Genomic DNA, 26,843 nt, shown 5'->3' with positions numbered 1-26,843 from the left:
TAACTGCTGGCTTGAAGGCGCTTACCGCCGGCTGCGGCGGTCTTCCTTGACGTGGCTGCGGAACGTCCGCGTGGGGGCGAACTCACCGAGCTTGTGACCGATCATCGATTCGGTGACGAACACCGGAACGTGCTTGCGGCCGTCGTGCACGGCGATCGTGTGGCCGATCATGTCGGGCACGATCATGGAGCGCCGCGACCACGTCTTGATGACGTTCTTGGTGCCCTTCTCATTCTGAACGTCCACCTTCTTCTGCAGGTGGTCGTCCACGAAGGGACCCTTCTTAAGACTACGTGGCATATCGGCTGCTCCTACCGCTTCTTCCTCTTGCTCCGACGACGGATGATCAGCCGGTCGCTCGGCTTGTTCGGCTGCCGCGTGCGGCCCTCGGGCTTGCCCTTCGGGTTCACCGGGTGGCGACCACCGGAGGTCTTGCCCTCACCACCACCGTGCGGGTGGTCGACCGGGTTCATGGCGACACCGCGGACCGTGGGGCGCTTGCCCTTCCAGCGGTTGCGGCCGGCCTTGCCGATGTTGATGTTGGCCTGCTCGGCGTTGCCCACCTGGCCCACCGAGGCCCGGCACCGCACGTCGACCTGGCGCATTTCTCCGGACGGCATACGCAGCGTGGCGTACATGCCCTCCTTGGCGAGCAGCTGGATCTGCGCACCGGCGCTGCGGCCGAGCTTGGCGCCGCCACCGGGGCGCAGCTCCACCGCGTGGATGAAGGTACCGGTCGGAATGTTGCGCAGCGGCAGGCAGTTGCCCGGCTTGATGTCGGCCGTGGGGCCGTTCTCGACCTGGTCCCCCTGCTTGAGGCCGGCCGGGGCGAGGATGTAGCGCTTCTCACCGTCGGCGTAGTGCAGCAGTGCGATGCGGGAGGTCCGGTTCGGGTCGTACTCGATGTGAGCGACCTTGGCCGGGATCCCGTCCTTGTCGTGGCGGCGGAAGTCGATGATCCGGTAGGCGCGCTTGTGCCCGCCTCCCTGGTGCCGGGCGGTCACCCGCCCATGGACGTTACGGCCGCCCTTGCTGTGCAGTGGGGCAAGCAGCGACTTCTCCGGGGTGCTGCGCGTGATCTCGGCGAAGTCCGAGACGCTCGCGCCGCGCCGACCCGGAGTCGTCGGCTTGTACTTACGGATGCCCATCTTTTTCGTTCATCCTTCGTCGGTTCGTACCGGTCGGGGTCCGCCTCACGGCGGTCCCCCCGGTGCTCTCTTCCTCGGGGCCGGTCCCTCGCACGATGGCGAGGGGCCCCTCTCCCCGCTGCGGCAGGTGCTAGCCGATCTGACCGAAGATGTCGATCCGCTCGCCCTCGGCCAGGCTCACGATCGCCCGCTTGGTGGTCGGGCGCTGCCCGTAACCGAGCTTGGTCCGCTTGCGCTTGCCCTGGCGGTTGATCGTGTTAACGCCGGTCACCTTGACGCCGAAGATCTGCTCGACGGCGATCTTCACCTGCGTCTTGTTGGCACCCTTGCGCACCAGGAACGTGTACTTGTTGTGCTCATCGATCAGGCCGTAGCTCTTCTCGGAGACGATCGGCTTGAGGATGATGTCACGCGGGTCGGCGATCTTCTGCATCAGGCCTCTTCCTTCCCGCTGTTCGCCAGCCGCGCGATGACCTGGTCGTAGGCCTCACGGGTGAAGACCAGGTCGTCGTGGCACAGCACGTCGTAGGTGTTGAGCTGCCCCGCGTCCAGCAGGTGGACCTCGGGCGCGTTGCGCAGGCTGAGCCAGGTGAGCTCGTCGTTCTCGTCGACCACGACGAGCACGCTGCGGGCCTGCGTGATCTTCCGCAGCGCCTCCAGGGCGGCGCGGGTTCCGGGCGTGTCACCCGTGACCAGGCCGCTCACCACGTGGACGCGGCCGCCGCCGGCGCGGTCGGACAGCGCGCCCTTCAGGGCGGCCGTCTTCATCTTCTTGGGCGTCCGCTGCTCGTACGAGCGCGGCTGCGGGCCGTGGACGACGCCACCACCGGCGAACTGCGGTGCGCGGGTCGAGCCCTGGCGCGCGCGGCCGGTGCCCTTCTGCCGGTACGGCTTCTTGCCGCCGCCGGACACGTTGCCCCGGGTCTTGGTGGCGTGGGTGCCCTGCCGGCGCGCGGCGAGCTGGGCGACGACCACCTGGTGGATCAGCGGGACGTTGACCTTGGCGCCGAAGACCTCCTCGGGGAGGTCGACGGTCCCCGCCTTGGCGCCGCTGGCGTCGAGGACGTCGATGGTCGTGGTCACTTGGCAGCAACCCCCTTCTTGGCGGCGGTGCGGAGAAGAACCAGGCTGCCGTTGGCGCCGGGGATCGCACCCTTGATCAGGATGAGGCCCTTCTCGGCGTCCACGGCGTGCACCTTGAGGCTCTGGACCGTCGTGCGGACGTTGCCCATCCGGCCGGCCATGCGCACGCCCTTGAAGACGCGGCCCGGGGTGGCGCAGCCACCGATGGAGCCCGGGGAGCGGTGCTTGCGCTGCGTACCGTGCGAGGCGCCCAGACCACGGAAGTTGTGGCGCTTCATGACACCGGCGAAGCCCTTGCCCTTGCTCTTGCCGGTGACGTCGATGTACTGCCCGGCCTCGAAGGCGTCGGCGAGGATCTCCTGGCCGAGCGAGTATTCGGAGGCGTCCTCGGTGCGGACCTCGGCGAAGTAACGGCGCGGCGTGATGTCGTGCTTGCGGAGGTAGTCGCCCAGGGGCTTGTTGACCTTACGAGGGTCAATCTGCCCGTAGCCGAGCTGGACGGCGGAGTAGCCGTCCTTCTCCGGAGTGCGTACCCGGGTCACCACGCACGGACCGGCCTCGACGACGGTGACCGGGATCACCCGGTTCGCCTCATCGAAGACCTGGGTCATGCCGAGCTTCTTGCCCAGGACGCCCTTGATCTGCTTAGCCATGTCAGTGCGTTCCTTAGAGCTTGATCGAGATGTCGACACCGGCGGGAAGGTCGAGACGCATGAGCGAGTCGACCGTCTTCGGCGTCGGGTCGATGATGTCAATCAGCCGCTTGTGCGTACGCATCTCAAAGTGCTCGCGGCTGTCCTTGTACTTGTGCGGCGACCGGATGACGCAGTACACGTTCTTCTCGGTCGGCAGCGGCACCGGGCCAGCGACCTTGGCGCCGGTCCGCGTCACCGTCTCGACGATCTTCTTGGCCGAGCTGTCGATGACCTCGTGGTCATACGCCTTGAGCCGGATGCGGATCTTCTGTCCCGCCATAATGGCCTCGGTGTCCTTCGCTGTCGTCCTATAAAGCTTCACGCGGCCTGGTGCCGCAGGTCGTTTCCACGCGACCGACGTTCCGGATCCCGTCCGGTGTTCCGTGATCTGGCAGTGGTTTCGGTCGAAGTGCGGCCGAAAGCACTGCGAGATCACGGTCTCGTCGTCCGTGGGGGACCGTTTCCGGCCCCTCCGTGGTGCGGCGGTCAGGCCCTCACGAGCCCGACCGCCGCCCAGCGGTGTACTACTTGATGATCTTCGTCACACGGCCGGCGCCGACGGTGCGGCCGCCCTCGCGGATCGCGAACTTGAGGCCTTCCTCCATCGCGATCGGCTGGATGAGCTGGACGGTCATCTCGGTGTTGTCACCGGGCATGACCATCTCGGTGCCCTCGGGCAGGTTCACAACGCCCGTCACGTCAGTCGTACGGAAGTAGAACTGAGGACGGTAGTTGTTGAAGAACGGCGTGTGGCGGCCGCCCTCGTCCTTGGACAGGATGTAGACCTGCGCCTCGAACTCGGTGTGCGGGGTCGTCGTGCCCGGCTTGATGACACACTGGCCGCGCTCGACGTCCTCGCGCTTGATGCCGCGCAGGAGCAGACCGACGTTGTCACCGGCCTGGCCCTCGTCGAGGAGCTTGCGGAACATCTCGACACCGGTGACGGTGGTCGTGGTGCTCTTCTCCTTGATGCCGATGATGTCGACGGTCTCGTTGACCTTGACGACACCGCGCTCGATACGACCGGTGACGACGGTGCCGCGACCGGTGATCGAGAACACGTCCTCGATCGGCATGAGGAACGGCTTGTCGGTGTCACGAACGGGCTCGGGGACGTTCTCGTCCACGGCGTTCATGAGCTCGACGATGGAGTCGCCCCACTTCTCGTCGCCCTCGAGCGCCTTGAGAGCGGACACGCGCACGACCGGCAGGTCGTCGCCCGGGAACTCCTGGGCGGACAGCAGCTCGCGGACCTCGAGCTCGACGAGCTCCAGGATCTCCTCGTCGTCGACCATGTCGGCCTTGTTGAGGGCCACGACGATGTAGGGAACGCCGACCTGGCGGGCCAGGAGGACGTGCTCCTTCGTCTGGGGCATCGGACCGTCGGTCGCCGCGACCACCAGGATCGCGCCGTCCATCTGGGCGGCACCGGTGATCATGTTCTTCACGTAGTCGGCGTGACCGGGGCAGTCCACGTGAGCGTAGTGGCGCTTCTCGGTCTGGTACTCGACGTGCGCGATCGAGATGGTGATTCCGCGGGCCTTCTCCTCGGGCGCCTTGTCGATCTTGTCGAACGGGGTCGCCTCGTTGAGGTGCGGGAAACGGTCGTGAAGCACCTTGGTGATCGCCGCGGTCAGAGTGGTCTTGCCGTGGTCGATGTGCCCAATGGTGCCGATGTTCACGTGCGGCTTGTTCCGCTCGAACTTGGCCTTGGCCACTGGTCTGTCTCCTTAGAGATTCTGACTTGACTTGCGTCTTCTACCTCAGGCTGTGCACGGCGGAGGTGCCCCCGCCGTACACCGAGCGGAACGAGTCGTCCCGAGCCCCTCCGGCAGCGGGGCGACGATCACATCGGCGCCCCGCCACAGTGGTGCGGAACTATTCGCCCCGAGCCTTCGCGACGATCTCCTTGGCGATGCCCGGGGGCACCTCCGAGTAGGAGTCGAACTGCATGCTGTAGCTCGCCCGCCCCTGAGTGCGGCTGCGCAGGTCGCCCACGTAGCCGAACATCTCGGAGAGCGGAACGAGCGCCTTGATCACACGGGCGCCGGACCGTTCGTCCATTGCCTGGATCTGTCCGCGACGACCGTTCAGGTCGCCGATGACGTCTCCCATGTAGTCCTCGGGCGTGGTGACCTCGACGGCCATCATCGGCTCGAGGAGTACGGCGTCTGCCCTGCGCGCGGCCTCCTTGAAGGCCATCGAGCCGGCAATCTTGAAGGCCATTTCCGACGAGTCGACCTCGTGGAAGGCACCGTCCTGAAGCGTGACCTTGACGCCGACCATCGGGTAGCCGGCGAGCACACCGAACTCGGCGGCCTCCTGCGCGCCCGCGTCCACCGACGGGATGTACTCCCGCGGGATGCGGCCGCCGGTGACCTTGTTCTCGAACTCGTAACCGTCGTTGCCCTCGCCCAGCGGCTCGAGGCTGATGATCACGCGCGCGAACTGGCCGGAACCACCGGTCTGCTTCTTGTGCGTGTACTCGACCTTCTCCACCTTGCGGCGGATGGTCTCGCGGTAGGCGACCTGCGGGCGTCCGACGTTGGCCTCGACCTTGAACTCGCGGCGCATCCGGTCGACGAGGATCTCCAGGTGGAGCTCACCCATGCCCCAGATGACCGTCTGTCCGGTCTCCTCGTCCCGGCGGACCTGGAAGGACGGGTCCTCCTCGGCCAGCCGCTGGATCGCGGTGCCCAGCTTCTCCTGGTCGCCCTTGGTCTTGGGCTCGATCGCGACGTTGATGACCGGCGCGGGGAACGTCATCGACTCGAGGACGACCTGCTTGACCGGGTCCGACAGAGTGTCGCCGGTGGTGGTGTCCTTCAGGCCCATGACGGCCACGATCTGACCAGCGATCGCGGTCGGGCGCTCCTCGCGCTTGTTCGCGTGCATCTGGTAGATCTTGCCGATCCGCTCCTTCTTGCCCTTGACCGAGTTCACCACAGTGGTGCCGGTCTCGAGCGTTCCGGAGTAGACGCGGATGTAGGTGAGCTTGCCCAGGTGCGGGTCGCTCATGATCTTGAAAGCCAGCGCCGCGAAGGGCTCGTTCGGGTCCGCGTGGCGCTCGATGGCCTCCTCCTCGTTGCCCACCGCGTGGCCCTTGAAGGCCGGAATGTCGGTGGGAGCGGGGAGGTAGGCGACGATCGCGTCGAGCAGGGGCTGCACGCCCTTGTTCTTGAAGGCGGTGCCGCACAGGACCGGGTTGATCGAGCTGGTGATGGTCGCCCGGCGGATGGCCGCGACGAGCTGCTCCTCGGTGGGCTCGACGCCCTCCAGGAAGAGCTCCATGAGCTCGTCGTCGTTCTCGGCGACCGTCTCGACGAGCTTGTCGCGCCACTCACGAGCGGCGTCGGCGTGGTCGGCCGGGATGTCGACGGTGTCGTACATCTCGCCCTTGGCCGCCTCGGCGCTCCAGAGCAGGCCCTTCATCTTCACCAGGTCGATGACGCCCTTGAAGTCGGCCTCGACGCCCCAGGGAAGCTGGATGACCGCCGGCGTGGAGCCCAGCCGGTTGATCATCATGTCGACACAGCGGTGGAACTCCGCGCCGACCCGGTCCATCTTGTTCACGAAGCAGATGCGGGGCACGCCGTACCGGTCGGCCTGGCGCCAGACCGTCTCCGACTGAGGCTCCACGCCGGCGACGCCATCGAACACCGCGACCGCGCCGTCGAGAACACGCAGCGACCGCTCGACCTCGATGGTGAAGTCCACGTGTCCGGGCGTGTCGATGATGTTGATCGTGTGATCAAGCCAGCTGCAGGTGGTCGCGGCGGAGGTGATGGTGATGCCGCGCTCCTGCTCCTGCTCCATCCAGTCCATGGTGGCAGCGCCCTCATGGACTTCACCGATCTTGTAGTTGATGCCGGTGTAGAACAGGATGCGCTCAGTCGTCGTGGTCTTGCCCGCGTCGATATGGGCCATGATCCCGATGTTGCGGACCTTGGCCAGGTCAAGAGCGGTCGTGGTGGCCACTTCTTCGCGTCCTTAACTCGTCGTCGGTGCTCACTACCAGCGGTAGTGGGCGAAGGCCTTGTTGGACTCGGCCATCTTGTGCGTGTCCTCGCGCCGCTTGACGCTGGCGCCGAGGCCGTTGCTCGCGTCGAGCAGCTCGTTCATGAGCCGCTCGGTCATGGTCTTCTCACGCCGCGCGCGGGAGTACTGGACGATCCACCGCAGCGCCAGCGTGGTGCTGCGCGAGGCCTTGACCTCGACCGGCACCTGGTAGGTGGCGCCACCGACGCGGCGGCTCTTCACCTCGAGCGTCGGGCGGACGTTGTCGAGGGCGCGCTTGAGGGTGACGACCGGGTCGTTGCCGGTCTTGTCCTTGCAGCCCTCGAGGGCGCCGTAGACGATCGACTGCGCGAGGGAGCGCTTGCCGTCCAGGAGAACCTTGTTGATGAGCGCGGTGACCAGCGGCGAGTTGTGCACCGGGTCAGCGACCAGCTGGCGGCGGCCAGGGGAACCCTTGCGCGGCATGTCAGCTCTTCTCCTTCTTAGCGCCGTAACGGCTGCGGGCCTGCTTGCGGTTGCGGACGGCCTGGGTGTCCAGCGAACCACGGATGATCTTGTAGCGAACACCCGGCAGGTCCTTCACACGACCACCACGCACGAGCACCATCGAGTGCTCCTGGAGGTTGTGGCCCACCCCGGGGATGTAAGCCGTGACCTCGATGCCGTTGGTGAGCCGAACACGGGCCACCTTGCGCAGCGCCGAGTTGGGCTTCTTGGGGGTCGTCGTGTAAACGCGGGTGCAAACGCCGCGCCGCTGCGGGCTCCCCTTGAGGGCAGGAGTCTTGGTCTTGCTGACCTTGTCCTGCCGGCCCTTTCGGACCAACTGCTGAATGGTGGGCACCGCGTCTCCGTTTCGTGCCTAGCCGGTGATACGTGGAACCCGATCGAGGTGGCGATGCCGCCTCTCACAGGCTTGCAGGTACTGCCGGTGTCATGACCTGCTGGTTTTCCATCCTCTTCGACCCCCGCGGTCGGGCGTGTCGCGCTCTTGTCGCATCACACCCGAGCAGACCCGGTCGATCCGGAGGAGTCTCGCGGCGCTCCCGCACACCCCTCTCGTCGAGAAGTGGCATTCAAGCGCACGCGTGCGAGCCCACAGACGGGCACGGAGGTTAAGCCTACCCGCCCCGGTACAACACGTCAAAACAGAGGAGGACGCCCCGGAGGGACGTGCCCCGCTGTCTGGACGTGTCGCTGTGCCGACGGCCCAAGCAGGACCGCCGAAGGACCCGGCGCCTCATCATACCGTCCCCACGAGGGACTTCTCACGGTTTCCACGCCGGGCCACCCTGCGCCGCGGGCGTGCGCGGGAGTGCGGACAACGGAAAGCGGCCCGGGACGGGGTGTCCCGGGCCGCTTCCGTACGTCCCCGCCGCGGCGATCGCTCACCGCGGCGACCTGTCAACGGCCGTACTGTCCGAAGTCGTACTCCTCCAGCGGGACGGCCTCGCCGCTGCCGGAACCGAAGGTGTAGTCCGCGGCCGAGCCGTCGTAGCCGCCGACCGTGTACATCGCGGCCTTGGCCTCCTCGGTCGGCTCCACCCGGATGTTGCGGTACTGGGGCATGCCCGTACCGGCCGGGATGAGCTTACCGATGATGACGTTCTCCTTGAGGCCGAGCAGCGAGTCCGACTTGGCGTGGATCGCCGCGTCGGTGAGGACTCGCGTCGTCTCCTGGAAGGACGCCGCCGACAGCCACGACTCGGTGGCCAGCGAGGCCTTGGTGATGCCCATCAGGACCGGACGGCCGGCGGCCGGCTGGCCGCCCTCCGCCACGGTCTGCCGGTTGAGCGCCTCGAAGCGCGGCCGCTCGACCAGCTCGCCGGGCAGCAGCTCGGTGTCGCCGGACTCCAGCACGTTCACGCGCTTGAGCATCTGCCGGACGATGACCTCGATGTGCTTATCGTGGATCGACACACCCTGCGAGCGGTAGACCTGCTGCACCTCGTCCACCAGGTGGAGCTGGACGGCACGCGGGCCGAGGATGCGAAGGACCTCGTTCGGGTTACGCGCACCGGCGATCAGGAGCTGACCGACGTCCACGTGCTGCCCCTCGGAGACCAGCAGCCGCGACCGCATCGACACCGGGTAGGCGATCTCGTCCGAGCCGTCGTCCGGAGTGATGACGATCTTGCGGGTTTTGTCGGTCTCGTCGATCCTGACCCGGCCGGCGACCTCGCTGATCGGAGCCACACCCTTGGGGATGCGGGCCTCGAACAGCTCCTGGACACGCGGCAGACCGTGGGTGATGTCCGCGCCCGCCACACCACCGGTGTGGAAGGTACGCATGGTCAGCTGGGTGCCGGGCTCACCGATCGACTGGGCCGCGATGATGCCGACGGCCTCGCCGACGTCCACGAGCTTGCCGGTGGCCAGCGAACGGCCGTAGCAGGTCGCGCAGACACCGATCTTGGCCTCGCAGACGAGCGTGCTGCGGGTCCTGACCGTCTCGATGCCGACGTTCACCAGCGCCGTCACCACGTCGTCGTTGATGTCGACGCCCGCGGACGCGATGAGCTTGCCGTCCACCTCGACGTCCTCGGCCAGGATGCGGCCGTGCACGTTGCTCTCGGCGTTCTCGGCCTTGACCAGGTTGCCCTGGGGGTCGCGCTCGCCGACGTGCAGCGGGACGGCCCGGTCGGTGCCGCAGTCGATCTCGCGCACGATGACGTCCTGCGCGACGTCGACCAGACGACGGGTCAGGTAACCGGAGTCGGCGGTCCGCAGGGCGGTGTCCGCCAGACCCTTCCGCTGGCCGTGGGTCGAGATGAAGTACTCCAGCACCGACAGGCCCTCGCGGAAGGAGGACTTGATCGGCCGCGGGATCGTCTCACCCTTGGTGTTGGACACCAGGCCGCGGATGCCGGCGATCTGCCGGACCTGCATGCGGTTACCGCGGGCGCCGGAGTTGACCATCATCCAGACCGGGTTGGTCGCCGGGAACGCGTTGACCATGTCGGTCTCGACGTCCGCCGTCGCATGGGTCCAGATCTCGATGAGCTCCTGACGGCGCTCCTCGTCGGTGATCAGACCGCGGTCGTACTCGCGCTGGACCTTGTCGGCCCGCCTCTCGTACGACTCCATGATCTCGGCCTTGTTCGGCGGCGCCACGACGTCCTCGATGGAGATCGTGACACCGGCGCGGGTCGCCCAGTAGAAGCCGGCGTCCTTCAGCGAGTCGAGCGCGTTGGCCACATCCACCTTCGGGTACCGCTCGGCCAGCTCGTTGACGATCGCCGAGAGCTGCTTCTTGCCGACCTGGTAGTTCACGAAGGGGTAGTTGTCGGGCAGCGTCTGGTTGAACAGGCACCGGCCCAGCGTGGTCTCCAGCCGGATCGGGTCGCCGGTCTCCCAGCCCTCGGGGGCCTCCCAGCCACGCGGCGGCGGGACGTCCTTGAGCCGCACGTGGACCTTGGCCTGGATGTCCAGCTCGTGGCGGTCGAAGGCCATGAGCGCCTCCGACACCGTGGCGAACACCCGGCCCTCGCCGACGCCACCCTCCTTGTGGGTGGTCAGCCAGTACAGACCGATGACCATGTCCTGGGTGGGCATCGTCACCGGCTTGCCGTCCGCCGGCTTGAGGATGTTGTTGGTGGACAGCATCAGGATCCGGGCCTCGGCCTGGGCCTCGGCCGACAGCGGCAGGTGCACCGCCATCTGGTCGCCGTCGAAGTCCGCGTTGAACGCGGTGCAGACGAGCGGGTGGATCTGGATGGCCTTGCCCTCGACAAGCTGCGGCTCGAAGGCCTGGATGCCCAGACGGTGCAGAGTGGGCGCGCGGTTGAGCAGCACCGGGTGCTCGGTGATGACCTCTTCGAGCACGTCCCACACGACCGGCTTGGACCGCTCGACCATCCGCTTGGCGGACTTGATGTTCTGCGCGTGGTTGAGATCGACCAGGCGCTTCATCACGAACGGCTTGAACAGCTCCAGCGCCATCTGCTTGGGCAGGCCGCACTGGTGGAGCTTGAGCTGCGGGCCGACGACGATGACCGAACGGCCGGAGTAGTCGACGCGCTTGCCGAGCAGGTTCTGCCGGAAACGACCCTGCTTGCCCTTCAGCATGTCGCTGAGGGACTTCAGCGGACGGTTGCCGGGGCCCGTGACCGGGCGGCCGCGGCGGCCGTTGTCGAACAGGGCGTCGACGGCCTCCTGCAGCATCCGCTTCTCGTTGTTCACGATGATCTCGGGCGCGCCGAGGTCGAGCAGACGCTTGAGGCGGTTGTTCCGGTTGATGACCCGGCGGTAGAGATCGTTCAGGTCCGAGGTGGCGAAGCGGCCACCGTCGAGCTGGACCATCGGCCGCAGGTCCGGCGGGATCACCGGGATGCAGTCGAGGACCATGCCGCTCGGCGAGTTGCGGGTGTTGAGGAACGCCGCGACGACCTTGAGCCGCTTGAGCGCGCGGGCCTTCTTCTGGCCCTTGCCGCTGCGGATGGTCTCCCGCAGGTTCTCCGCCTCGGCCTCCAGGTCGAAGCCGGTCAGCCGCTCCTGGATGGCCTGGGCGCCCATGCCGCCGCGGAAGTAGCGGCCGAACCGGTCGCGCATCTCGCGGTAGAGCAGCTCGTCGCCCTCCAGGTCCTGGACCTTGAGGTTCTTGAAGCGGCTCCAGACCTCCTCGAGCCGGTCCAGCTCGCGCTGGGCCCGGTCGCGGAGCTGGCGCATCTCGCGGTCGGCGCCCTCGCGCACCTTGCGGCGGACGTCGCCCTTGGCGCCGGCGGCCTCCAGCTCGGCCAGGTCCGCCTCGAGCTTCTTCTGGCGAGCCTCGATGTCGGCGTCGCGGCGCTGCTCGATGTGCTGCCGCTCGACGGAGATCTTCGCCTCCAGCGACGGCAGGTCGCGGTCACGCATCTCGATGTCGACATGCGTGATCATGTACGCCGCGAAGTAGATGACCTTCTCCAGGTCCTTCGGGGCCAGGTCGAGCAGGTAGCCGAGGCGCGACGGGACGCCCTTGAAGTACCAGATGTGGGTGACCGGAGCGGCCAGCTCGATGTGGCCCATCCGCTCGCGGCGCACCTTGGCGCGCGTGACTTCGACGCCACAGCGCTCACAGATGATGCCCTTGAAGCGGACGCGCTTGTACTTGCCGCAGTAGCACTCCCAGTCCCGGGTCGGACCGAAGATCTTCTCGCAGAAGAGCCCGTCCTTTTCCGGCTTGAGGGTCCGGTAGTTGATGGTCTCCGGCTTCTTCACCTCGCCGTGCGACCACTGCCTGATGTCGTCGGCGGTCGCGAGGCCGATGCGCAGCTCGTCGAAGAAGTTGACGTCGAGCACTAGATAATCCCCTTTTGAATCAGACCTCGTCGACGGTCATCGCGCCCTCGTGGGGACGCCGGGACAGGTCGATGCCGAGCTCCTCCGCCGCGCGGAAGACGTCCTCGTCGGTGTCCCTCATCTCGATCGACATACCGTCGCTGGAGAGGACCTCGACGTTGAGACAGAGCGACTGCATCTCCTTGATGAGGACCTTGAAGGACTCGGGAATGCCCGCCTCGGGGATGTTCTCGCCCTTGACGATGGCCTCGTAGACCTTCACTCGGCCCAGTACGTCGTCGGACTTGATCGTCAGCAGCTCCTGCAGCGCGTATGCCGCGCCGTAGGCCTCCAGCGCCCACACCTCCATCTCGCCGAAACGCTGGCCGCCGAACTGCGCCTTACCACCCAGCGGCTGCTGGGTGATCATCGAGTACGGGCCGGTCGAGCGAGCGTGGATCTTGTCGTCGACCAGGTGCAGCAGCTTCAGGATGTAGATGTAGCCCACCGAGATCGGGTGCGGGAACGGCTCGCCGGAGCGGCCGTCGAACAGCCGCGCCTTGCCGTTCTCCCCCACCATGCGGGAGCCGTCCCGGTTGAGCAGGGTGCTGTCGAGCAGGCCGACGATCTCCTCCTCATTGGCGCCGTCGAACACCGGCGTGGCGACCTTGGTCCAGGGCTCGACCCTGTCCAGGTCCTTGTCGCGCAGGCGCTCGGCCCAGGCCTCCTCGACCCCGGAGACGTCCCAGCCACGTGCGGCGATCCACCCGAGGTGGGTCTCCAGCACCTGACCGACGTTCATACGGCCGGGCACGCCCAGCGGGTTGAGGACGATGTCGACCGGCGTGCCGTCCTCAAGGAACGGCATGTCCTCCACCGGCAGGATCTTGGAGATGACGCCCTTGTTGCCGTGACGACCGGCCAGCTTGTCCCCATCGGTGATCTTGCGCTTCTGCGCCACATACACCCGGACCAGCTCGTTGACACCCGGAGGAAGCTCGTCACCCTCCTCACGGCTGAACACCCGCACCCCGATGACCTTGCCCGACTCACCGTGCGGCACCTTCAGCGAGGTGTCACGAACCTCACGCGCCTTCTCACCGAAGATCGCACGCAGCAGCCGCTCCTCGGGCGTCAGCTCCGTCTCCCCCTTGGGAGTGACCTTGCCCACCAGGATGTCGCCCGTGACGACCTCGGCGCCGATCCGGATGATGCCCCGCTCGTCCAGGTCGGCCAGCGCGTCCTCGGAGGCGTTCGGGATGTCCCGGGTGATCTCCTCGGGGCCCAGCTTGGTGTCGCGGGCGTCGACCTCGTGCTCCTCGATGTGAATCGACGACAGCACGTCGTCCTGCACCAGACGCTGGGACAGGATGATCGCGTCCTCGTAGTTGTGACCCTCCCACGGCATGAACGCCACCAGCAGGTTCTTGCCCAGCGCCATCTCACCGTTGTCCGTGCACGGACCGTCGGCGACGACCTGACCCCGCTCGACCCGATCCCCCTCGGCCACGATCGGCTTCTGGTTGAAACAGGTGCCCTGGTTCGACCGCTTGAACTTCGCCACCCGATACGTCGTCCGCGTACCGTCGTCGTTCATCACCGTGATGTAGTCGGCCGAGACCTCCTCCACCACACCGGCCTTCTCCGCCGTGATCACATCACCGGCATCGGTCGCCGCGCGATACTCCATCCCCGTACCCACCAGCGGAGCCTCGCTCTTCAGCAAAGGCACCGACTGACGCTGCATGTTCGAACCCATCAACGCCCGGTTGGCGTCGTCGTGCTCCAGGAACGGAATCATCGCCGTCGCCACCGACACCATCTGACGCGGCGACACGTCCATGTAGTCGACCTCGGACGGGTGGACCGCCTCGAACTCGCCGCCCTTCCGGCGGGCGAGCACGCGGGTCTCGGCGAAGGTGCCGTCGGCGTTCAGGCCGGTGTTGGCCTGCGCCACGACGTGCCGGTCTTCCTCGTCCGCGGTCAGGTAGTCGATCTGCTCGGTGACCCGGCCGTCGACGACCCTGCGGTAGGGCGTCTCGACGAAGCCGAACGAGTTGACCCGCCCATAGGAGGACAGCGAGCCGATCAGGCCGATGTTCGGGCCTTCCGGCGTCTCGATCGGGCACATCCGGCCGTAGTGGGACGGGTGCACGTCGCGGACCTCGAAGCCGGCCCGCTCACGCGACAGACCACCCGGGCCGAGGGCGGACAGACGCCGCTTGTGCGTCAGGCCGGCCAGCGGGTTGGTCTGGTCCATGAACTGCGACAGCTGCGAGGTGCCGAAGAACTCCTTGATCGACGCCACGACCGGGCGGATGTTGATCAGGGTCTGCGGCGTGATCGCCTCGACGTCCTGCGTCGTCATGCGCTCGCGCACGACACGCTCCATGCGGGCCAGGCCCAGCCGGACCTGGTTCTGGATCAGCTCGCCCACGCTGCGCAGACGGCGGTTGCCGAAGTGGTCGATGTCGTCGGTCTCGACGACCACCGAGCCCTCCGGGCCCATCGAGTCCTCACCGGCGTGCAGCCGGACGATGTACTCGATGGTGGACACGATGTCCTCGTCGGTCAGCGTGCCCTGGGTGATGTCGGCCTGGACGCCCAGCTTCTTGTTGATCTTGTAACGGCCGACCTTGGCGAGGTCGTAGCGCTTCGGGTTGAAGTACAGGTTCTCCAGCAGCGCCTGCGCCGACTCCTTGGTCGGCGGCTCGCCCGGACGCAGCTTGCGGTAGATGTCCAGCAGCGCGTCGTCCTGACCAGAGGTGTGGTCCTTCTCCAGAGTCGCCCGCATCGACTCGTACTGACCGAAACGCTCCAGAATCTGGTCGCTGGTCCAGCCGAGCGCCTTCAGCAGCACCGTCACGGGCTGCTTGCGCTTACGGTCGATGCGCACGCCGACACTGTCACGCTTGTCGATCTCGAACTCGAGCCAGGCGCCGCGCGACGGGATCACCCGGCAGCCGAACAGGTCCTTGTCGGAGGTCTTGTCGACGCTGCGGTCGAAGTAGACACCGGGCGACCGGACGAGCTGGGAGACCACGACACGCTCGGTGCCGTTGATGATGAAGGTGCCCTTCGACGTCATGAGCGGGAAGTCGCCCATGAACACCGTCTGGCTCTTGATCTCACCTGTGGTGTTATTGATGAACTCCGCCGTGACGAACATCGGGGCGGAGTAGGTCATGTCCTTGTCTTTGCACTCATCGACTGAGTACTTGGGCGGCTCGAACCTGTGGTCCCGGAACGACAGGGACATGGTTCCGGAGAAGTCCTCGATGGGACTGATCTCCTCGAAGATCTCTTCAAGACCCGACTGGGCCGGGACGTCCTTGCGCCCGGCCTGGCGAGCCGCCTCAACCCGGCCCTTCCATTTCTCGTTTCCGAGCAGCCAATCAAAGGACTCGGTCTGCAGGGCGAGAAGGTCGGGTACTTCGAGCGGCTCCTCGATGCGTGCGAACGACACGGTTCGGGGACCGGCGGGTACGGCGGAGGCGTTGCGCGAGGCTGCCAACAGATGTCCTTCCGAGGGCTCGCGGACTGACTACACGCACGCCAGACGACCAGGACTAAGAGTTACTCAGAGAGACGGTCGTCAAAGGGCAGCGCAAAGGGGCAGTGTAGCCGATCGGCATACACCTGTCCACTCCGCTATCGCTCTGCGCTCCACGTTGGTGGCAGCATCACCCGTCAGCGCCGAAACGTCAAGCCCGGGAGCCGACATTTCGCCTAACCGACAGGCGTCACGCTGGGTTTTCCCGCCCTCGGGACCAAGCGACCGCCGGGGATCCAGTCCCTACCCGGGACCGGAGACGGGTAACGCTCAGTCACGCGAACGACCCAACGCTGACCGTCGATCGACGCCACCGTGCCGTGGATACCCATCCACCGGCACGGTCTAAACGTCGTCTTTACTAACAATTTAGCTACGTGCTCAGGGAACGGGCGTGTCACCCAGGAGCGTGGACAGCCGGGAGGCCCGCCAGCCGTCGCCCTGCGTCACCATGACAAGGCGCGCCCTTCCCTGGCTGACCTGCTGCTTCGGCTCCTCCTGACCCGGGCCCGACCGCGTCGTGACCATGTTCACGAACAGCAGCACCCGGACCTCGGTCGGCGTCGCCGACTCCACGCCGGCGGCGGCCACCACCGCGTGTTGCACCGTCCGCCGCTCCCGCGCCTGCGGCCCGAGCGTCTTCGCGAGCGTCCGGTAATGCTCCGCCAGTTGCCCTGTGGCGTGTGCGCCCGCCCTCAGCATGTCCCGCTCGATCGTACGGTAGTCGTACGACAACATGTCCGGAGCGTAGGACCGGGCAGCCGAGAGGGCCTCCCGGGAGGCTCTCTCGGCGGCCTGGACGCGGCGCAGATCGAGCAGCAGCCACAAGGCGGCGACGGCCAGCCCGGCCGCCACGAGGGCCGCCGACGCCCGTAGCAGACGCCTCACTGCACCAGCTCCGCCCGCGAGACCAGCCACAGGCCCGAGGCCTTCGTGACGTCCATGCGCCAGCGGAAGAAGCGCTCCTCAGGAGGGGCCTTCCTGCCGTCCTCCCAATGGATCACCGCGTCGCCGACGATCAGCACCTGTGCCGTGCGCCGGCCGCCGTCGATGCTGGCGAGCGCGGACGCCCGCAGGACTCCCGTCTGGACGGCCTTGTTCTTCAGCGTGGCGGCCCTGAGGGCCGCCTGCCCGGCGGCGTACTGCGCCCGCTGTGGGCCCGTGGAGGTCGCCAGGGCGCGTTTGAGGTCGTCGTCGATGCGGCGGTGGTCGATCGACATGAGGCTCACGGCGTGCGCCGCGGCGGCCTGCACGGCCATCTCGCGGTCCTGCGCCGCCGTGAGGGCATCCGTACGCGCCCGGGCGATCCAGTAGACCGCCAGGGACAAGGCGGCCACGAGGAGGACGAGCCCGCCGGTCAGCGCGCGCCGCATTCCCGCACCTCCTGAGCACCCGGTCGTCTCGGCCCGTTCACGTCGCGCGGATCCGCGGTCGTGTCCGACGAACCATGTCCTGCTGCGCGTGGCGGCGCCCCGCCGTGTTGCCGTCGCCTGCGGCCTCCCGCGGCCACGAGCTCCTCCGCCGCCTTTCGACGCATCCACCTGGTTCCACGCTCGCGGCGGACAGCCTCTGCCGGACACTCCCCATTCCGCACGATAGATCAACGGGCCCGCCCTGCCCATAGGGTCTGGAGTCCGTACGGCGTCCGGGCATGCGAAAGGGGCGGTCCCATCCGGCACCTGGATGGACCCGCCCCTTCGGTGAAGCGTGTTACGAGGCCGTCTTACTTGACGGAGACCGTGGCGCCGGCGCCCTCGAGGGCAGCCTTCGCCTTCTCGGCCTGCTCCTTGTTGACCTTGCCGTCGAAGACCGGCTTCGGAGCGCCGTCCACGAGGTCCTTGGCCTCCTTGAGGCCCAGGCTCGTCAGGGCGCGGATCTCCTTGATGACCTGGATCTTCTTGTCGCCGGCGGCCTCGAGGATGACGTCGAACTCGTCCTGCTCCTCGGCCTCCTCGGCGGCGCCACCAGCGCCACCGGCGGCCGGGGCGGCGGCGACGGCGACCGGGGCGGCGGCCTTGACGTCGAAGGTCTCCTCGAAGACCTTCACGAAGTCGGACAGCTCAAGGAGGGTCATCTCCTTGAAGGTCTCGAGCAGCTCGTCGGTGCTGAGCTTCGCCATGATGTGTTCCTCCAGTGGATCGAGCAAAAAACGTTAAAGGGACCGCGGTGCGCGCTTCCCCCGTCCGCTGCGCGGACCTACTCGCCGGCCTCTTCGCGCTTGGCGCGCAGAGCCTCGGCCAGTCGAGCCATCGTGGTGGGCAGCGCGGCGAAGGTGGCGGCAGCCTGGGACTGCTTGGCCTTCAGTGCGCCGGCCAGCTTCGCGAGGAGCACCTCGCGGGACTCAAGGTCGGCAAGCTTCGTGATCTCGTCGGGCGTCATCGACTTGCCGTCGACGACACCACCCTTGATCACCAGGAGGGGGTTGGCCTTGGCGAAGTCACGCAGACCCTTGGCCGCCTCCACGACGTCGCCCTTGACGAACGCGATGGCGGTCGGGCCCTGGAACAGGTCGTCCAGGGCAGAGATCCCGGCGTTGTTGGCCGCGATCTTGGTAAGCGTGTTCTTCGCCACGGCGAACTTCGCATTCCCACCGAGAGAGACGCGCAGCTGCTTGAGCTGCGCGACGGTGAGACCGCGGTATTCGGTCAGAACGGCGGCGCTGGATCCCTCGAACTCACTCTTGAGCTCGGCGATCGCGACGCTCTTCTCCGCCTTCGCCATGGGCCTCCTTCCAGATGTGCCGCCGGCGAAGGGCCTCGGAAAAACAGACAAGCCCCGGCGCAGGCGCACGGGGCTTGGACGGACGTCGAACGTCCTCAAGCATCTCCACACCTACGCGGGCCGTCCACTCACGTGGATCCTTCGGTCACCAGGCTGTACAGCCCGATGACGACCGGCGGTCTTTGGCAGGAGACAGACTACGTTGTCAACCGGCAGGACGCCAAATCAGCTTCCCGCGCCGGACGGCTGCTGCGTCAGGTGCGGCAGCGTCTGCGGCAGGTCACCGACCTGGTCGGCGGCCGGCGCCTTGATCGAAACCGGCTCGTTGAACGACTTGAACATCGCCGTGGCCTTGAACGTACCGGCGTCCGGCTTGCCGCCGTTCAGCTCGACCTTGCGCGGGAGGCCCTGAGCGTCGATCCAGGCGTCGAACTTGACGTCCTTGGCGTTCGCGAGCTCGCCCTGCATGCGGCCGCGCCGGTCCTCGGGAAGCTGCTTGACGGCCTCGTCCACCGGGAACGAGCCCGAGTAGTGGGTCGTGTCCACCCCGCCGACCTGCTCACTGCCCACCGACTTGACGTCCTTGGACGCGGTGAGCATGGCGACGCTCGTCTTCAGGTCGAACTGCTGGGCCTGGGCGAGGTACTGGTCGACGTTCACGCCGGCCTGCGAGCCGAGCTGCTTCAGGTCGAGCCTGATCCACGGCTTGGTGGCGCCCACCAGGGTCTTGAGCATGTCGACCTTCACGAACGCCACGTCGCCCTCAAGGATCACCCGTACGCCGCCGGGCACGCTCTGCCCGTTGAACGCCACCTGGCTGAGGTTGATGTCGGAGGCAATCTGCGGGGTCTTCTGGTAGAGCATGGTGCCCTGAACGACCCCTCCCTGACCCCCCTTGGCGTCGGTCACGTTCACCACGAGGTCCGCGGCATAGGTGTTGACGTCGTCGGCCTTCTGCGCGGTCTGCTGGATGACCTCGGCCGCCGAGAGCTGCGCGTTCTGGAGAGACGGAGCCGCGGTCGTCCCGCATCCCGCGACCGTGAGCGCGGCCATCGCCCCGGTGGCCACCAGTAGTCGTCGCATTGTTTCCATCCCTTCGGTGTCCCCCTTTACCTGCCCTTGACCCTATGCGCCTAACGCCACCAGTGCGCTGCTACAGGGCGAACCCTCATGAGCTGTGCACAAAACCTCTACATCGCCCTTGTCGGTCTCCTGAGAGTCGGCCTCCGCGCGGCTGTCCCGCGTCACGCGATCGGGGGCGGATCGCGCCGGCTGGTCATGCCGGCACGCGACATCATCACCATGTCCGACGGCTCGGACGGGATCAGCGCGCAGGGCGGGCCGGAACGACGCAGTGCGGCCGGCACATCGAAGTCCCCCGAGCGCAGGCCGACCTGGACCCCGTCGGCCATGGGGCTGGTTTGCCGCCAAACGCGCGGAAGCCCCCGCCCGGAAAGGGCGGGGGCTTCCGTCGTCGTTATCGGCCTGGGTGACGACTCAGGCGTCGATCTCAGCGGTCAACGCCCGCGTCACGTTCGGGTCGACCGGGATGCCGGGGCCCATGGACGTGGTGAAGGTGACCTTCTTGAGGTAACGGCCCTTGGCCGCCGACGGCTTGAGACGCAGCACCTCGTCCAGCGCCGCGGCGTAGTTCTCCACGAGCTGACGCTCGTCGAAGGACGCCTTGCCGATGATGAAGTGCAGGTTCGCGTGCCGGTCGACCCGGAACTCGATCTTTCCGCCCTTGATGTCGCTGACGGCCTTGGCCACGGCGGGCGTGACGGTGCCGGTCTTCGGGTTCGGCATGAGGCCGCGGGGGCCGAGCACGCGGCCCAGACGACCGACCTTGCCCATCATGTCCGGGGTGGCGACGACCGCGTCGAAGTCGAGACGGCCCTTGGACACCTCGTCGATCAGCTCGTCGGAGCCGACGATGTCGGCGCCCGCCGCGCGGGCCTCCTCGGCACGGTCACCGGTCGCGAAGACCAGGACCCGGGCGGTCTTGCCGGTGCCGTGCGGGAGGTTGACGGTGCCGCGGACCATCTGGTCGGCCTTGCGCGGGTCGACGCCCAGCCGCAGGGCGACCTCGACGGTCGCGTCGAACTTCGTGGTCGCGGTCTTCTTGGCCAGCCGTACGCCGTCGAGCGGGTTGTACAGGGCCGCGCGGTCGACCTCGGCCGCCGCGTTCTTCCAGTTCTTGCTGCGCTTCACTTCATGCTCCTCGTGGAGATCGTGGTCCGGGCCCGCGCGTCGGCCCTCCCACTGCGTTTGATTGCGGCTGAGAGTCAGTCGGCGATGGTGATGCCCATGGAACGGGCGGTGCCGGCGATGATCTTCTCGGCGGCCTCGACGTCGTTCGCGTTGAGGTCCTGCATCTTGGTCTCGGCGATCTGGCGAAGCTGCTCGCGGGTCAGCTTGCCCACCTTGTCCTTGTGCGGGTTCGCGCTGCCCTTCTGCAGACCGGCGGCCTTCTTGATCAGCTCGGGCGCCGGCGGCGTCTTCGTGATGAAGGTGAAGGAGCGGTCTTCGAAGATGGTGATCTCGACGGGGATGATGTTGCCCCGCTGGGCCTCCGTCGCCGCGTTGTACTGCTTGACGAAGTCCATGATGTTGACGCCGTGCGGACCGAGCGCGGTACCGACCGGCGGCGCGGGGGTGGCCTGTCCAGCGGGAAGCTGGACCTTCACCAGTGCCGCGACTTTCTTCTTTGGAGGCATTCGTCCTTCTCCGGGTCCTTTTGTCCTACAAAAGCCTCACAGGCACGCCGAAGCAGGGCGTGCGTGAGGACGGCTATCGAGTCTACGCGAGGCGGTCAGATCTTCGAGACCTGGTTGAACGACAGCTCAACCGGGGTCTCACGACCGAAGATCGAAACAAGGACCTTGAGCTTCTGCGACTCGGCGCTGATCTCGCTGACCGTGGCCGGCAGCGTGGCGAACGGCCCGTCCATGACCGTGACGGACTCGCCGACCTCGAAGTCGACGGTCGCGGTGGTCGCCTTGGCCGTGGCCTTCTTGACTTCCTCGGAAGGCTCCGGAGCGAGCAGCTTGGCGACCTCGTCGAGGTTCAGGGGGCTCGGCTTGTTGGACAGGCCGACGAAGCCGGTCACACCGGGGGTGTTACGCACCGCGGCCCAGGACTCGTCGGTCAGGTCCATCCGGACCAGAACGTAACCGGGAAGCACTCGCTCCTTGATCGGAGTCTTCTTGCCGCCCTTGAACTCCGTGATCGTGTGGGTCGGCACCTCGACCTGGAAGATGAAGTCCTCCATGTTGAGGGACCCGATACGGCTCTCGATGTTCTGCTTCACGCGGTTCTCGTAACCGGCGTACGAGTGGATGACGTACCACTCGCCGAACTGGCCGCGAAGCTGACGCTTGAACTCCTCGACCGGGTCGACGTCCGGAAGGACGTCACCGTCCTCGTCGACCTGCGCGGCGGCCTCGGCCGATTCTTCGTCGCCGTCACCGGTGTCAGCGGCGTCGCCGGCGTCATCGGTGTCAGCGGCGTCATCGCCGTCTGAGTCGGCGACCGTGGTCTCCTCGGCCTCTGCTACGGCCTCGTCCTGCTCGGTGCCCCACTCGTCATGCTCGTCATGGGAGCGGTCGGTCGGCATCGGGGACTCGGACACGGGACTCTTCCTTACTTCGCTTGGTGTCTTGACGTGCTATGACGTCTCGCGCGGGATCAGGATCCGCCGAAGAGCCAGAGCACTGCCTTACCCAGCAGCGTATCGATCCCGAACACGAGCCCAACCATGATCACAACGAAGACCAGGACAACTACCGTGTACGAAATAAGGTCATTGCGCCGGGGCCAGATGACCTTGCGCAGCTCGGCGACAACCTGCCGGTAGAACAGAGCGGGCGAGGTGCGCTTTGCCTTCTTCTCACTGGTCGGCTTGCCTGGCTTGCCAGCGGTTTCACCGCGGGTGTCGATCGCCACAGTCCTCACCTGATCCGTCGTGTCCGTCGCAGTTGCGGCGCGCTTTCACGCCATTGTTGCGCGGACCGCACTCCGCAGGGCACGAGGGACTCGAACCCCCAACCGCCGGTTTTGGAGACCGGTGCGCTACCAATTGCGCTAGTGCCCTAAGCCGTGCACCACGATACCCGAGAAACGCGTAGAAGCGTCCGTCGTGGCGTTCATGTGGCCCACTAGTCGGTGAAGTGTACGCGGGATTCACCACTCCGTCGAACCACATGGTCGCCGCACCGCCCGGAGGCGGCCCGGGTGCCGTTCCTGTGCGGTCTAAAGCTACCGTGCGAACCCGTCCGCATCCTGGATATGGATACGAAACCGCGCGGCGCGTCTGGAACGATGGAGGCATGACCCGACCTCGCATCTCCGCGCGCATATCCGCGATCTCCGAGTCCGCGACTCTGGCCGTGGACGCCAAGGCCAAGGCGATGAAGGCGGCCGGTCGCCCGGTCATCGGCTTCGGCGCCGGCGAGCCCGACTTTCCCACGCCCGACTACATCGTCGAGGCGGCCGTCGAGGCGTGCCGGAACCCCAGGTTCCACAAGTACACCCCGGCCGGGGGCCTGCCCGAGCTCAAGCAGGCGATCGCCGACAAGACGCTGCGCGACAGCGGGTTCCGGGTCGAGGCCGCCCAGATCCTGGTGACGAACGGCGGCAAGCAGGCGGTCTACGAGGCGTTCGCCACGCTGCTCGACCCCGGCGACGAGGTCCTGGTCGTGGCGCCCTACTGGACGACGTACCCGGAGGCGATCAAGCTCGCGGGCGGCGTCCAGGTCGACGTGGTCACCGACGAGACGACCGGCTACCTGGCCTCGGTCGAGCAGCTCGAGGAGAAGCTGACCGACCGCACCAAGGTCCTGCTGTTCGTCTCGCCGTCCAACCCGACGGGGGCCGTCTACTCCCCCGCCCAGGTCGAGGAGATCGGCCGCTGGGCGCTGGACAAGGGCCTGTGGGTCGTGACCGACGAGATCTACGAGCACCTGGTCTACGGCGAGGCGGAGTTCTCCAGCATCGCGACCGCCGTGCCCGAGCTGCGCGACCGGGTCGTCGTGCTGAACGGCGTGGCCAAGACGTACGCGATGACCGGCTGGCGGGTGGGCTGGCTGATCGGCCCGTCCGATGTGGTCAAGGCGGCGACGAACCTGCAGTCCCACGCCACCTCGAACGTGTCCAACGTCGCCCAGGCCGCCGCGCTCGCGGCCGTCTCCGGCGACCTGTCGGCCGTCGCCGAGATGCGCGCGGCGTTCGACCGGCGCCGCCAGACCATGGTCCGGATGCTCAACGAGATCCCCGGTGTGCTCTGCCCCGAGCCGTTCGGCGCGTTCTACGCGTACCCGTCGGTCAAGGCGCTGCTGGGCAAGGAGATCCGCGGCCGGCGCCCGCAGACCTCGGCCGAGCTGGCCGAGCTCATCCTGGAAGAGGCCGAGGTCGCGCTGGTGCCCGGTGAGGCGTTCGGCACCCCGGGCTACTTCCGCCTGTCGTACGCGCTGGGCGACGACGACCTCGTCGAGGGCGTCAGCCGGGTGGCCAAGCTCCTGGCCGAGTCGCACTGAGAACCGAGGCCGACCGAGCATCAGGGGCCGTCGGGCAAGGACCTGTCGGACAGAAGCCAGTCGGGCAGGGGCCTGCCGAGCATCGAGGCCACCAGGACGTCGCGAATCTGCCACGAAGGCCCGGTCCCCACCAGGTGGGACCGGGCCTTCGTCATGCGCTGAGTCGGATGCGCCCCGTCTCCCAGAGGCAGGTGACGGGCACCGGCGTCAAAGCGGAACGGGGCAGGGTCACTTGTCGAGGGTGGCCCCGGCGGCGATCTTCTTGAGCTCCTTGTCGCCCACCGCCTTGCCGAGCTTGGCCGCGTAGTCAGGGCTCATCATGACCTCGACCCCGACTCCGGGAGCGATGGTCCACGCGATCGTCGGGGTGCCCCCGTCGTTGAGCCGCTCGCCCCCATCGGACAGGCTGACCAGGTAGGCCTTCCTGCCGCCGATCTCGACCGGCTTCGCGCCCTGGGCGGCGAAGCTCTGAAGCCGCTTCGCGAACTGTTCTGCGGCCTCCTTCCGATAGACGATCATCTGGACGCTGTACATGCCGGGTTCGAGCCCGGGCTCCACCCAGCTCGTGGTGTAGCTCCGCTTGCCGAACCCGTCCTTGCCTGACCACTTGCCCCATTCGAGCCCCTTGGGCAGGTAGCCGACGTGCACGCCGCCGAGCGTCCGGCCGTCCCCCAGATCGCCGAGGTCCTGGGGCATCGACGGGTCCTGCGCGCCCTCCGTGCCCGTCGTGGCGGACGGGGCCGGGCCGGCCGCCGTGGCGATGATGATCGTTACCGCCGCCCCGGCGGGAGCGGTCGTCCCGGGGGCCGGCGTCTGGCCGACGACCGTCCCCGCCGGGGCCCCGTCGCTGACGACCTTCGTGACCCGCACCGTGTAGCCGGCCTCCTTCAGGACGGCGTCGCTCTCCGCGGCGCTCTTGCCGACCATGTCGGGAACAACGTTCCCGGGCACGGCGACCGTGTCGCCGGAGCCGCTCGCGGTCGCGGACGCGGCCGGAGTTCCCGAGCCGGTGGCGCCGGCCCCGGCGAGAACGCCGGCGTCCGGGACGGCGCCGGGCCCGGCGGTCAACGCCACGGGCACGGCCACCGCGGCCGCCGCGGTGAGCACGGCGGCTCCCGCCACGCGAAATCGCACCACGTGCCGCCGGTTGCGCCGCCGGACGGCCTGGCCCAGTGACGGCGGCGCCTGCACGCCGACGACCTCGGCGGCCATGGCGTCTCTCAGCGCCTCTTCGACGTTCATGCGGACGCTCCTTCCAAGTTCTCCATATGTGCGCGCACGCGTGCCAGACCGCGGGCGGCCTGGCTCTTGACGGTGCCGACGGAGCAGCCGAGCAGCGCCGCGGTCTCGGCCTCCGACAGGTCCTCCCAGTAGCGCAGGACCAGTACGGCCCGCATCCGGGCCGGCAGCTTCCTGAGTTCGGTGATGAGCACGTCCCGCAGGCCGAGGTCGGGCGACTCCACGGGTGTCTCCGGCGGCTGGGCGAAGGTGATCTCCCGGAGCACCTTGCGCCGCCTGGCCTTGCTGATCGCGCCGTTCACCACGACCCGGCGCGCGTACGCCTCGGGGTTGTCGTGCCGGATGCGCGGCCAGTGCCGGTAGACCTTCTCCAACGCGTTCTGGACCATGTCCTCGGCGTCGGACTCGGAGGCGCCGCAGACAAGGATCGCGGTGCGCAGGAGGGCGGTGCTGCGCGCGGCCAGGAACTCGTCGAAAGCCGCCTCGTCTTCTTCGGTCATGGGCTCCCCTTTCGTCCCTCCCCAACGCGCCAACCCGGCGACAGGTTGAGAGCGACATGCGGCAACATATGGAGATGGCACGTCCACTAAACACGCTCCCCAAGGCGCACCTGCACTTGCACTTCACCGGCTCGATGCGGCATTCGACGCTGATCGAGCTCGCCCGGGAGCAGGGCGTCCACCTCCCCGACGCGCTGGTGGAGGACTGGCCGCCGAAACTGCGGGCGACCGACGAGCGCGGCTGGTTCCGGTTCCAGCGGTTGTACGACATCGCGCGGTCGGTGCTGCGCCGCCCCGAGGACGTCTACCGGCTGCTGCGCGAGGCCGCCGAGGACGAGGCCCGGGAAGGGTCGCGCTGGCTGGAGATCCAGGTCGACCCCTCCGGGTACGCCCAGCGTTTCGGCGGGCTGACCGAGACACTCGAACTCGTCCTCGACGCGACGGACAAGGCGGCCAGGCAGGCCGGGATCGGCATGGCGGTGATCGTGGCCGCCAACCGCATCCGGCACACGCTCGACGCCAGGACGCTGGCCCGCCTGGCGGCCCGCTACCAGGGCAGGGGCGTGGTGGGCTTCGGCCTGTCCAACGACGAGCGGCGCGGCCGGGCGAGGGACTTCGAGCACGCCTTCCGGATCGCCAGGGGTGCGGGGCTGCTCGCCGTGCCGCACGGCGGCGAGTTGCTGGGCGCGGCGAGCGTCGCCGAATGCCTCGACGACCTGGGCGCCGATCGGATCGGCCACGGCGTGCGCGCGGCCGAGTCGCCCCGCCTGATGGAGCGGCTGGCCGACCGGCAGGTCACCTGCGAGGTGTGCCCGCTGTCCAACGTGGGCCTCGGGGTGGCGGAACGCCCCGAGGACGTGCCGCTGCGGCGGCTGTTCGAGGCCGGGGTGCCGATCGCTCTCGGCGCCGACGACCCGCTGCTGTTCGGCGCCCGGCTGCTGCCGCAGTACGAGCTCGCGCGGGACGTCTACGGCTTCGGCGACGCGGAGATCGCCGAGCTCGCCCGGCAGTCGATCCGGTCGTCGACGGCGCCCGAAGCGGTCAAGAAGGAGTTGCTGAGCGAGGCCGACGCCTGGCTCGCCTCCCCCAAGTGAGTC

General features: G+C 67.6%; 27 protein-coding genes and 1 tRNA gene. 2 read left to right on the top strand and 26 right to left on the bottom strand.

The annotated features are described in order from the left end of the window. Positions 1-21: 21 nt before the first annotated feature. From rpsS to ACGFIB_RS14550, 23 genes are all read right to left on the bottom strand, one after another. Positions 22-300 carry a 30S ribosomal protein S19 gene (gene rpsS, locus ACGFIB_RS14660; RefSeq protein ID WP_142569002.1) on the bottom strand — a complete coding sequence of 93 codons (279 nt, stop codon included), beginning with the start codon at positions 298-300 and terminating at the stop codon, positions 22-24. Between the two features lie 11 nt (positions 301-311). Continuing rightward, a complete protein-coding gene (gene rplB, locus ACGFIB_RS14655) occupies positions 312-1,148 on the bottom strand; it encodes a 50S ribosomal protein L2 (RefSeq protein ID WP_142563128.1) in 837 nt (278 codons plus the stop codon). 130 nt (positions 1,149-1,278) lie between these two features. Next, positions 1,279-1,581, bottom strand: a complete 303-nt coding sequence (gene rplW / locus ACGFIB_RS14650; RefSeq protein ID WP_030508322.1) for a 50S ribosomal protein L23 — start codon at positions 1,579-1,581, stop codon at positions 1,279-1,281. Further along, positions 1,581-2,231, bottom strand: coding sequence for a 50S ribosomal protein L4 (gene rplD, locus ACGFIB_RS14645; RefSeq protein ID WP_142569000.1), 651 nt, complete (start codon positions 2,229-2,231; stop codon positions 1,581-1,583). The genes rplW and rplD overlap by 1 nt, the downstream gene beginning before the upstream one ends. Beyond that, a complete protein-coding gene (gene rplC, locus ACGFIB_RS14640; RefSeq protein WP_142568998.1) occupies positions 2,228-2,884 on the bottom strand; it encodes a 50S ribosomal protein L3 in 657 nt (218 codons plus the stop codon). The genes rplD and rplC overlap by 4 nt, the downstream gene beginning before the upstream one ends. A 13-nt stretch (positions 2,885-2,897) precedes the next feature. Beyond that, positions 2,898-3,206: a 30S ribosomal protein S10 gene (gene rpsJ / locus ACGFIB_RS14635; protein WP_012887830.1), complete on the bottom strand. Its 309-nt coding sequence runs from the start codon at positions 3,204-3,206 to the stop codon at positions 2,898-2,900. A gap of 244 nt (positions 3,207-3,450) precedes the next feature. After that, positions 3,451-4,644: an elongation factor Tu gene (gene tuf, locus ACGFIB_RS14630; RefSeq protein WP_142568996.1), complete on the bottom strand. Its 1,194-nt coding sequence runs from the start codon at positions 4,642-4,644 to the stop codon at positions 3,451-3,453. 160 nt (positions 4,645-4,804) lie between these two features. Next, on the bottom strand, positions 4,805-6,853 hold the full coding sequence (fusA, locus tag ACGFIB_RS14625; RefSeq protein ID WP_378755110.1) for an elongation factor G: 2,049 nt from the start codon (positions 6,851-6,853) through the stop codon (positions 4,805-4,807). Between the two features lie 84 nt (positions 6,854-6,937). Beyond that, positions 6,938-7,408, bottom strand: coding sequence for a 30S ribosomal protein S7 (rpsG, locus tag ACGFIB_RS14620; protein WP_079319871.1), 471 nt, complete (start codon positions 7,406-7,408; stop codon positions 6,938-6,940). A gap of 1 nt (position 7,409) precedes the next feature. After that, on the bottom strand, positions 7,410-7,784 hold the full coding sequence (gene rpsL, locus ACGFIB_RS14615; protein WP_030508316.1) for a 30S ribosomal protein S12: 375 nt from the start codon (positions 7,782-7,784) through the stop codon (positions 7,410-7,412). Positions 7,785-8,344: 560 nt separating this feature from the next. Continuing rightward, complete coding sequence (locus ACGFIB_RS14610; protein WP_142568993.1) at positions 8,345-12,220, bottom strand: DNA-directed RNA polymerase subunit beta'; 3,876 nt, start codon at positions 12,218-12,220, stop codon at positions 8,345-8,347. Positions 12,221-12,239: 19 nt separating this feature from the next. Next, on the bottom strand, positions 12,240-15,713 hold the full coding sequence (rpoB, locus tag ACGFIB_RS14605; protein WP_189104892.1) for a DNA-directed RNA polymerase subunit beta: 3,474 nt from the start codon (positions 15,711-15,713) through the stop codon (positions 12,240-12,242). Between the two features lie 420 nt (positions 15,714-16,133). Then, positions 16,134-16,640 carry a hypothetical protein gene (locus ACGFIB_RS14600; RefSeq protein ID WP_393371888.1) on the bottom strand — a complete coding sequence of 169 codons (507 nt, stop codon included), beginning with the start codon at positions 16,638-16,640 and terminating at the stop codon, positions 16,134-16,136. Next, positions 16,637-17,125, bottom strand: a complete 489-nt coding sequence (locus ACGFIB_RS14595; protein ID WP_393371885.1) for a hypothetical protein — start codon at positions 17,123-17,125, stop codon at positions 16,637-16,639. Before ACGFIB_RS14595 ends, ACGFIB_RS14600 begins: the two co-directional genes overlap by 4 nt. Before the next feature lie 350 nt (positions 17,126-17,475). Further along, positions 17,476-17,871, bottom strand: coding sequence for a 50S ribosomal protein L7/L12 (gene rplL, locus ACGFIB_RS14590; RefSeq protein WP_142574489.1), 396 nt, complete (start codon positions 17,869-17,871; stop codon positions 17,476-17,478). 77 nt (positions 17,872-17,948) lie between these two features. After that, positions 17,949-18,473 carry a 50S ribosomal protein L10 gene (rplJ, locus tag ACGFIB_RS14585; RefSeq protein ID WP_142574488.1) on the bottom strand — a complete coding sequence of 175 codons (525 nt, stop codon included), beginning with the start codon at positions 18,471-18,473 and terminating at the stop codon, positions 17,949-17,951. Between the two features lie 225 nt (positions 18,474-18,698). Beyond that, a complete protein-coding gene (locus ACGFIB_RS14580; protein ID WP_357249723.1) occupies positions 18,699-19,556 on the bottom strand; it encodes a LolA-like protein in 858 nt (285 codons plus the stop codon). 161 nt (positions 19,557-19,717) lie between these two features. Continuing rightward, positions 19,718-19,885 carry a hypothetical protein gene (locus ACGFIB_RS14575; protein WP_393371882.1) on the bottom strand — a complete coding sequence of 56 codons (168 nt, stop codon included), beginning with the start codon at positions 19,883-19,885 and terminating at the stop codon, positions 19,718-19,720. A gap of 85 nt (positions 19,886-19,970) precedes the next feature. Further along, positions 19,971-20,684, bottom strand: a complete 714-nt coding sequence (gene rplA / locus ACGFIB_RS14570; RefSeq protein WP_142574486.1) for a 50S ribosomal protein L1 — start codon at positions 20,682-20,684, stop codon at positions 19,971-19,973. Between the two features lie 74 nt (positions 20,685-20,758). Next, complete coding sequence (rplK, locus tag ACGFIB_RS14565) at positions 20,759-21,190, bottom strand: 50S ribosomal protein L11 (protein WP_139580512.1); 432 nt, start codon at positions 21,188-21,190, stop codon at positions 20,759-20,761. 95 nt (positions 21,191-21,285) lie between these two features. Next, positions 21,286-22,104 (bottom strand): transcription termination/antitermination protein NusG, encoded by an 819-nt coding sequence (gene nusG / locus ACGFIB_RS14560; protein WP_393371877.1) that lies wholly within the window; start codon positions 22,102-22,104, stop codon positions 21,286-21,288. Between the two features lie 56 nt (positions 22,105-22,160). Continuing rightward, a complete protein-coding gene (secE, locus tag ACGFIB_RS14555; protein WP_030510284.1) occupies positions 22,161-22,418 on the bottom strand; it encodes a preprotein translocase subunit SecE in 258 nt (85 codons plus the stop codon). Between the two features lie 75 nt (positions 22,419-22,493). Further along, positions 22,494-22,566 (bottom strand) — tRNA-Trp (locus ACGFIB_RS14550). A 235-nt stretch (positions 22,567-22,801) separates the two neighbouring features. Here ACGFIB_RS14550 and ACGFIB_RS14545 point away from each other — a divergent pair. Beyond that, on the top strand, positions 22,802-24,007 hold the full coding sequence (locus ACGFIB_RS14545; protein WP_142574484.1) for a pyridoxal phosphate-dependent aminotransferase: 1,206 nt from the start codon (positions 22,802-22,804) through the stop codon (positions 24,005-24,007). A gap of 20 nt (positions 24,008-24,027) precedes the next feature. Here ACGFIB_RS14545 and ACGFIB_RS14540 read toward each other — a convergent pair whose 3' ends face one another. From ACGFIB_RS14540 to ACGFIB_RS14530, 3 genes are all read right to left on the bottom strand, one after another. Continuing rightward, complete coding sequence (locus ACGFIB_RS14540) at positions 24,028-24,162, bottom strand: hypothetical protein (protein ID WP_393371873.1); 135 nt, start codon at positions 24,160-24,162, stop codon at positions 24,028-24,030. A gap of 73 nt (positions 24,163-24,235) precedes the next feature. Continuing rightward, positions 24,236-25,249, bottom strand: coding sequence for a PASTA domain-containing protein (locus ACGFIB_RS14535; protein WP_393371870.1), 1,014 nt, complete (start codon positions 25,247-25,249; stop codon positions 24,236-24,238). Next, complete coding sequence (locus ACGFIB_RS14530) at positions 25,246-25,746, bottom strand: SigE family RNA polymerase sigma factor (protein WP_142574482.1); 501 nt, start codon at positions 25,744-25,746, stop codon at positions 25,246-25,248. Before ACGFIB_RS14530 ends, ACGFIB_RS14535 begins: the two co-directional genes overlap by 4 nt. Positions 25,747-25,820: 74 nt before the next feature. Between ACGFIB_RS14530 and ACGFIB_RS14525 the strand changes: the two genes are divergently transcribed. Beyond that, entirely contained in the window at positions 25,821-26,840 is a 1,020-nt protein-coding gene (locus ACGFIB_RS14525) for an adenosine deaminase (protein WP_393371866.1), read from the top strand. Positions 26,841-26,843 lie beyond the last annotated feature (3 nt).

It is taken from the genome of Microbispora bryophytorum (genome assembly GCF_043197435.1).
Taxonomy (GTDB): Bacteria; Actinomycetota; Actinomycetes; order Streptosporangiales; family Streptosporangiaceae; genus Microbispora; species Microbispora bryophytorum.
The sequence above is the reverse complement of the archived record's forward strand: the minus strand, read 5'-3'. Positions and strand labels throughout refer to the sequence as shown.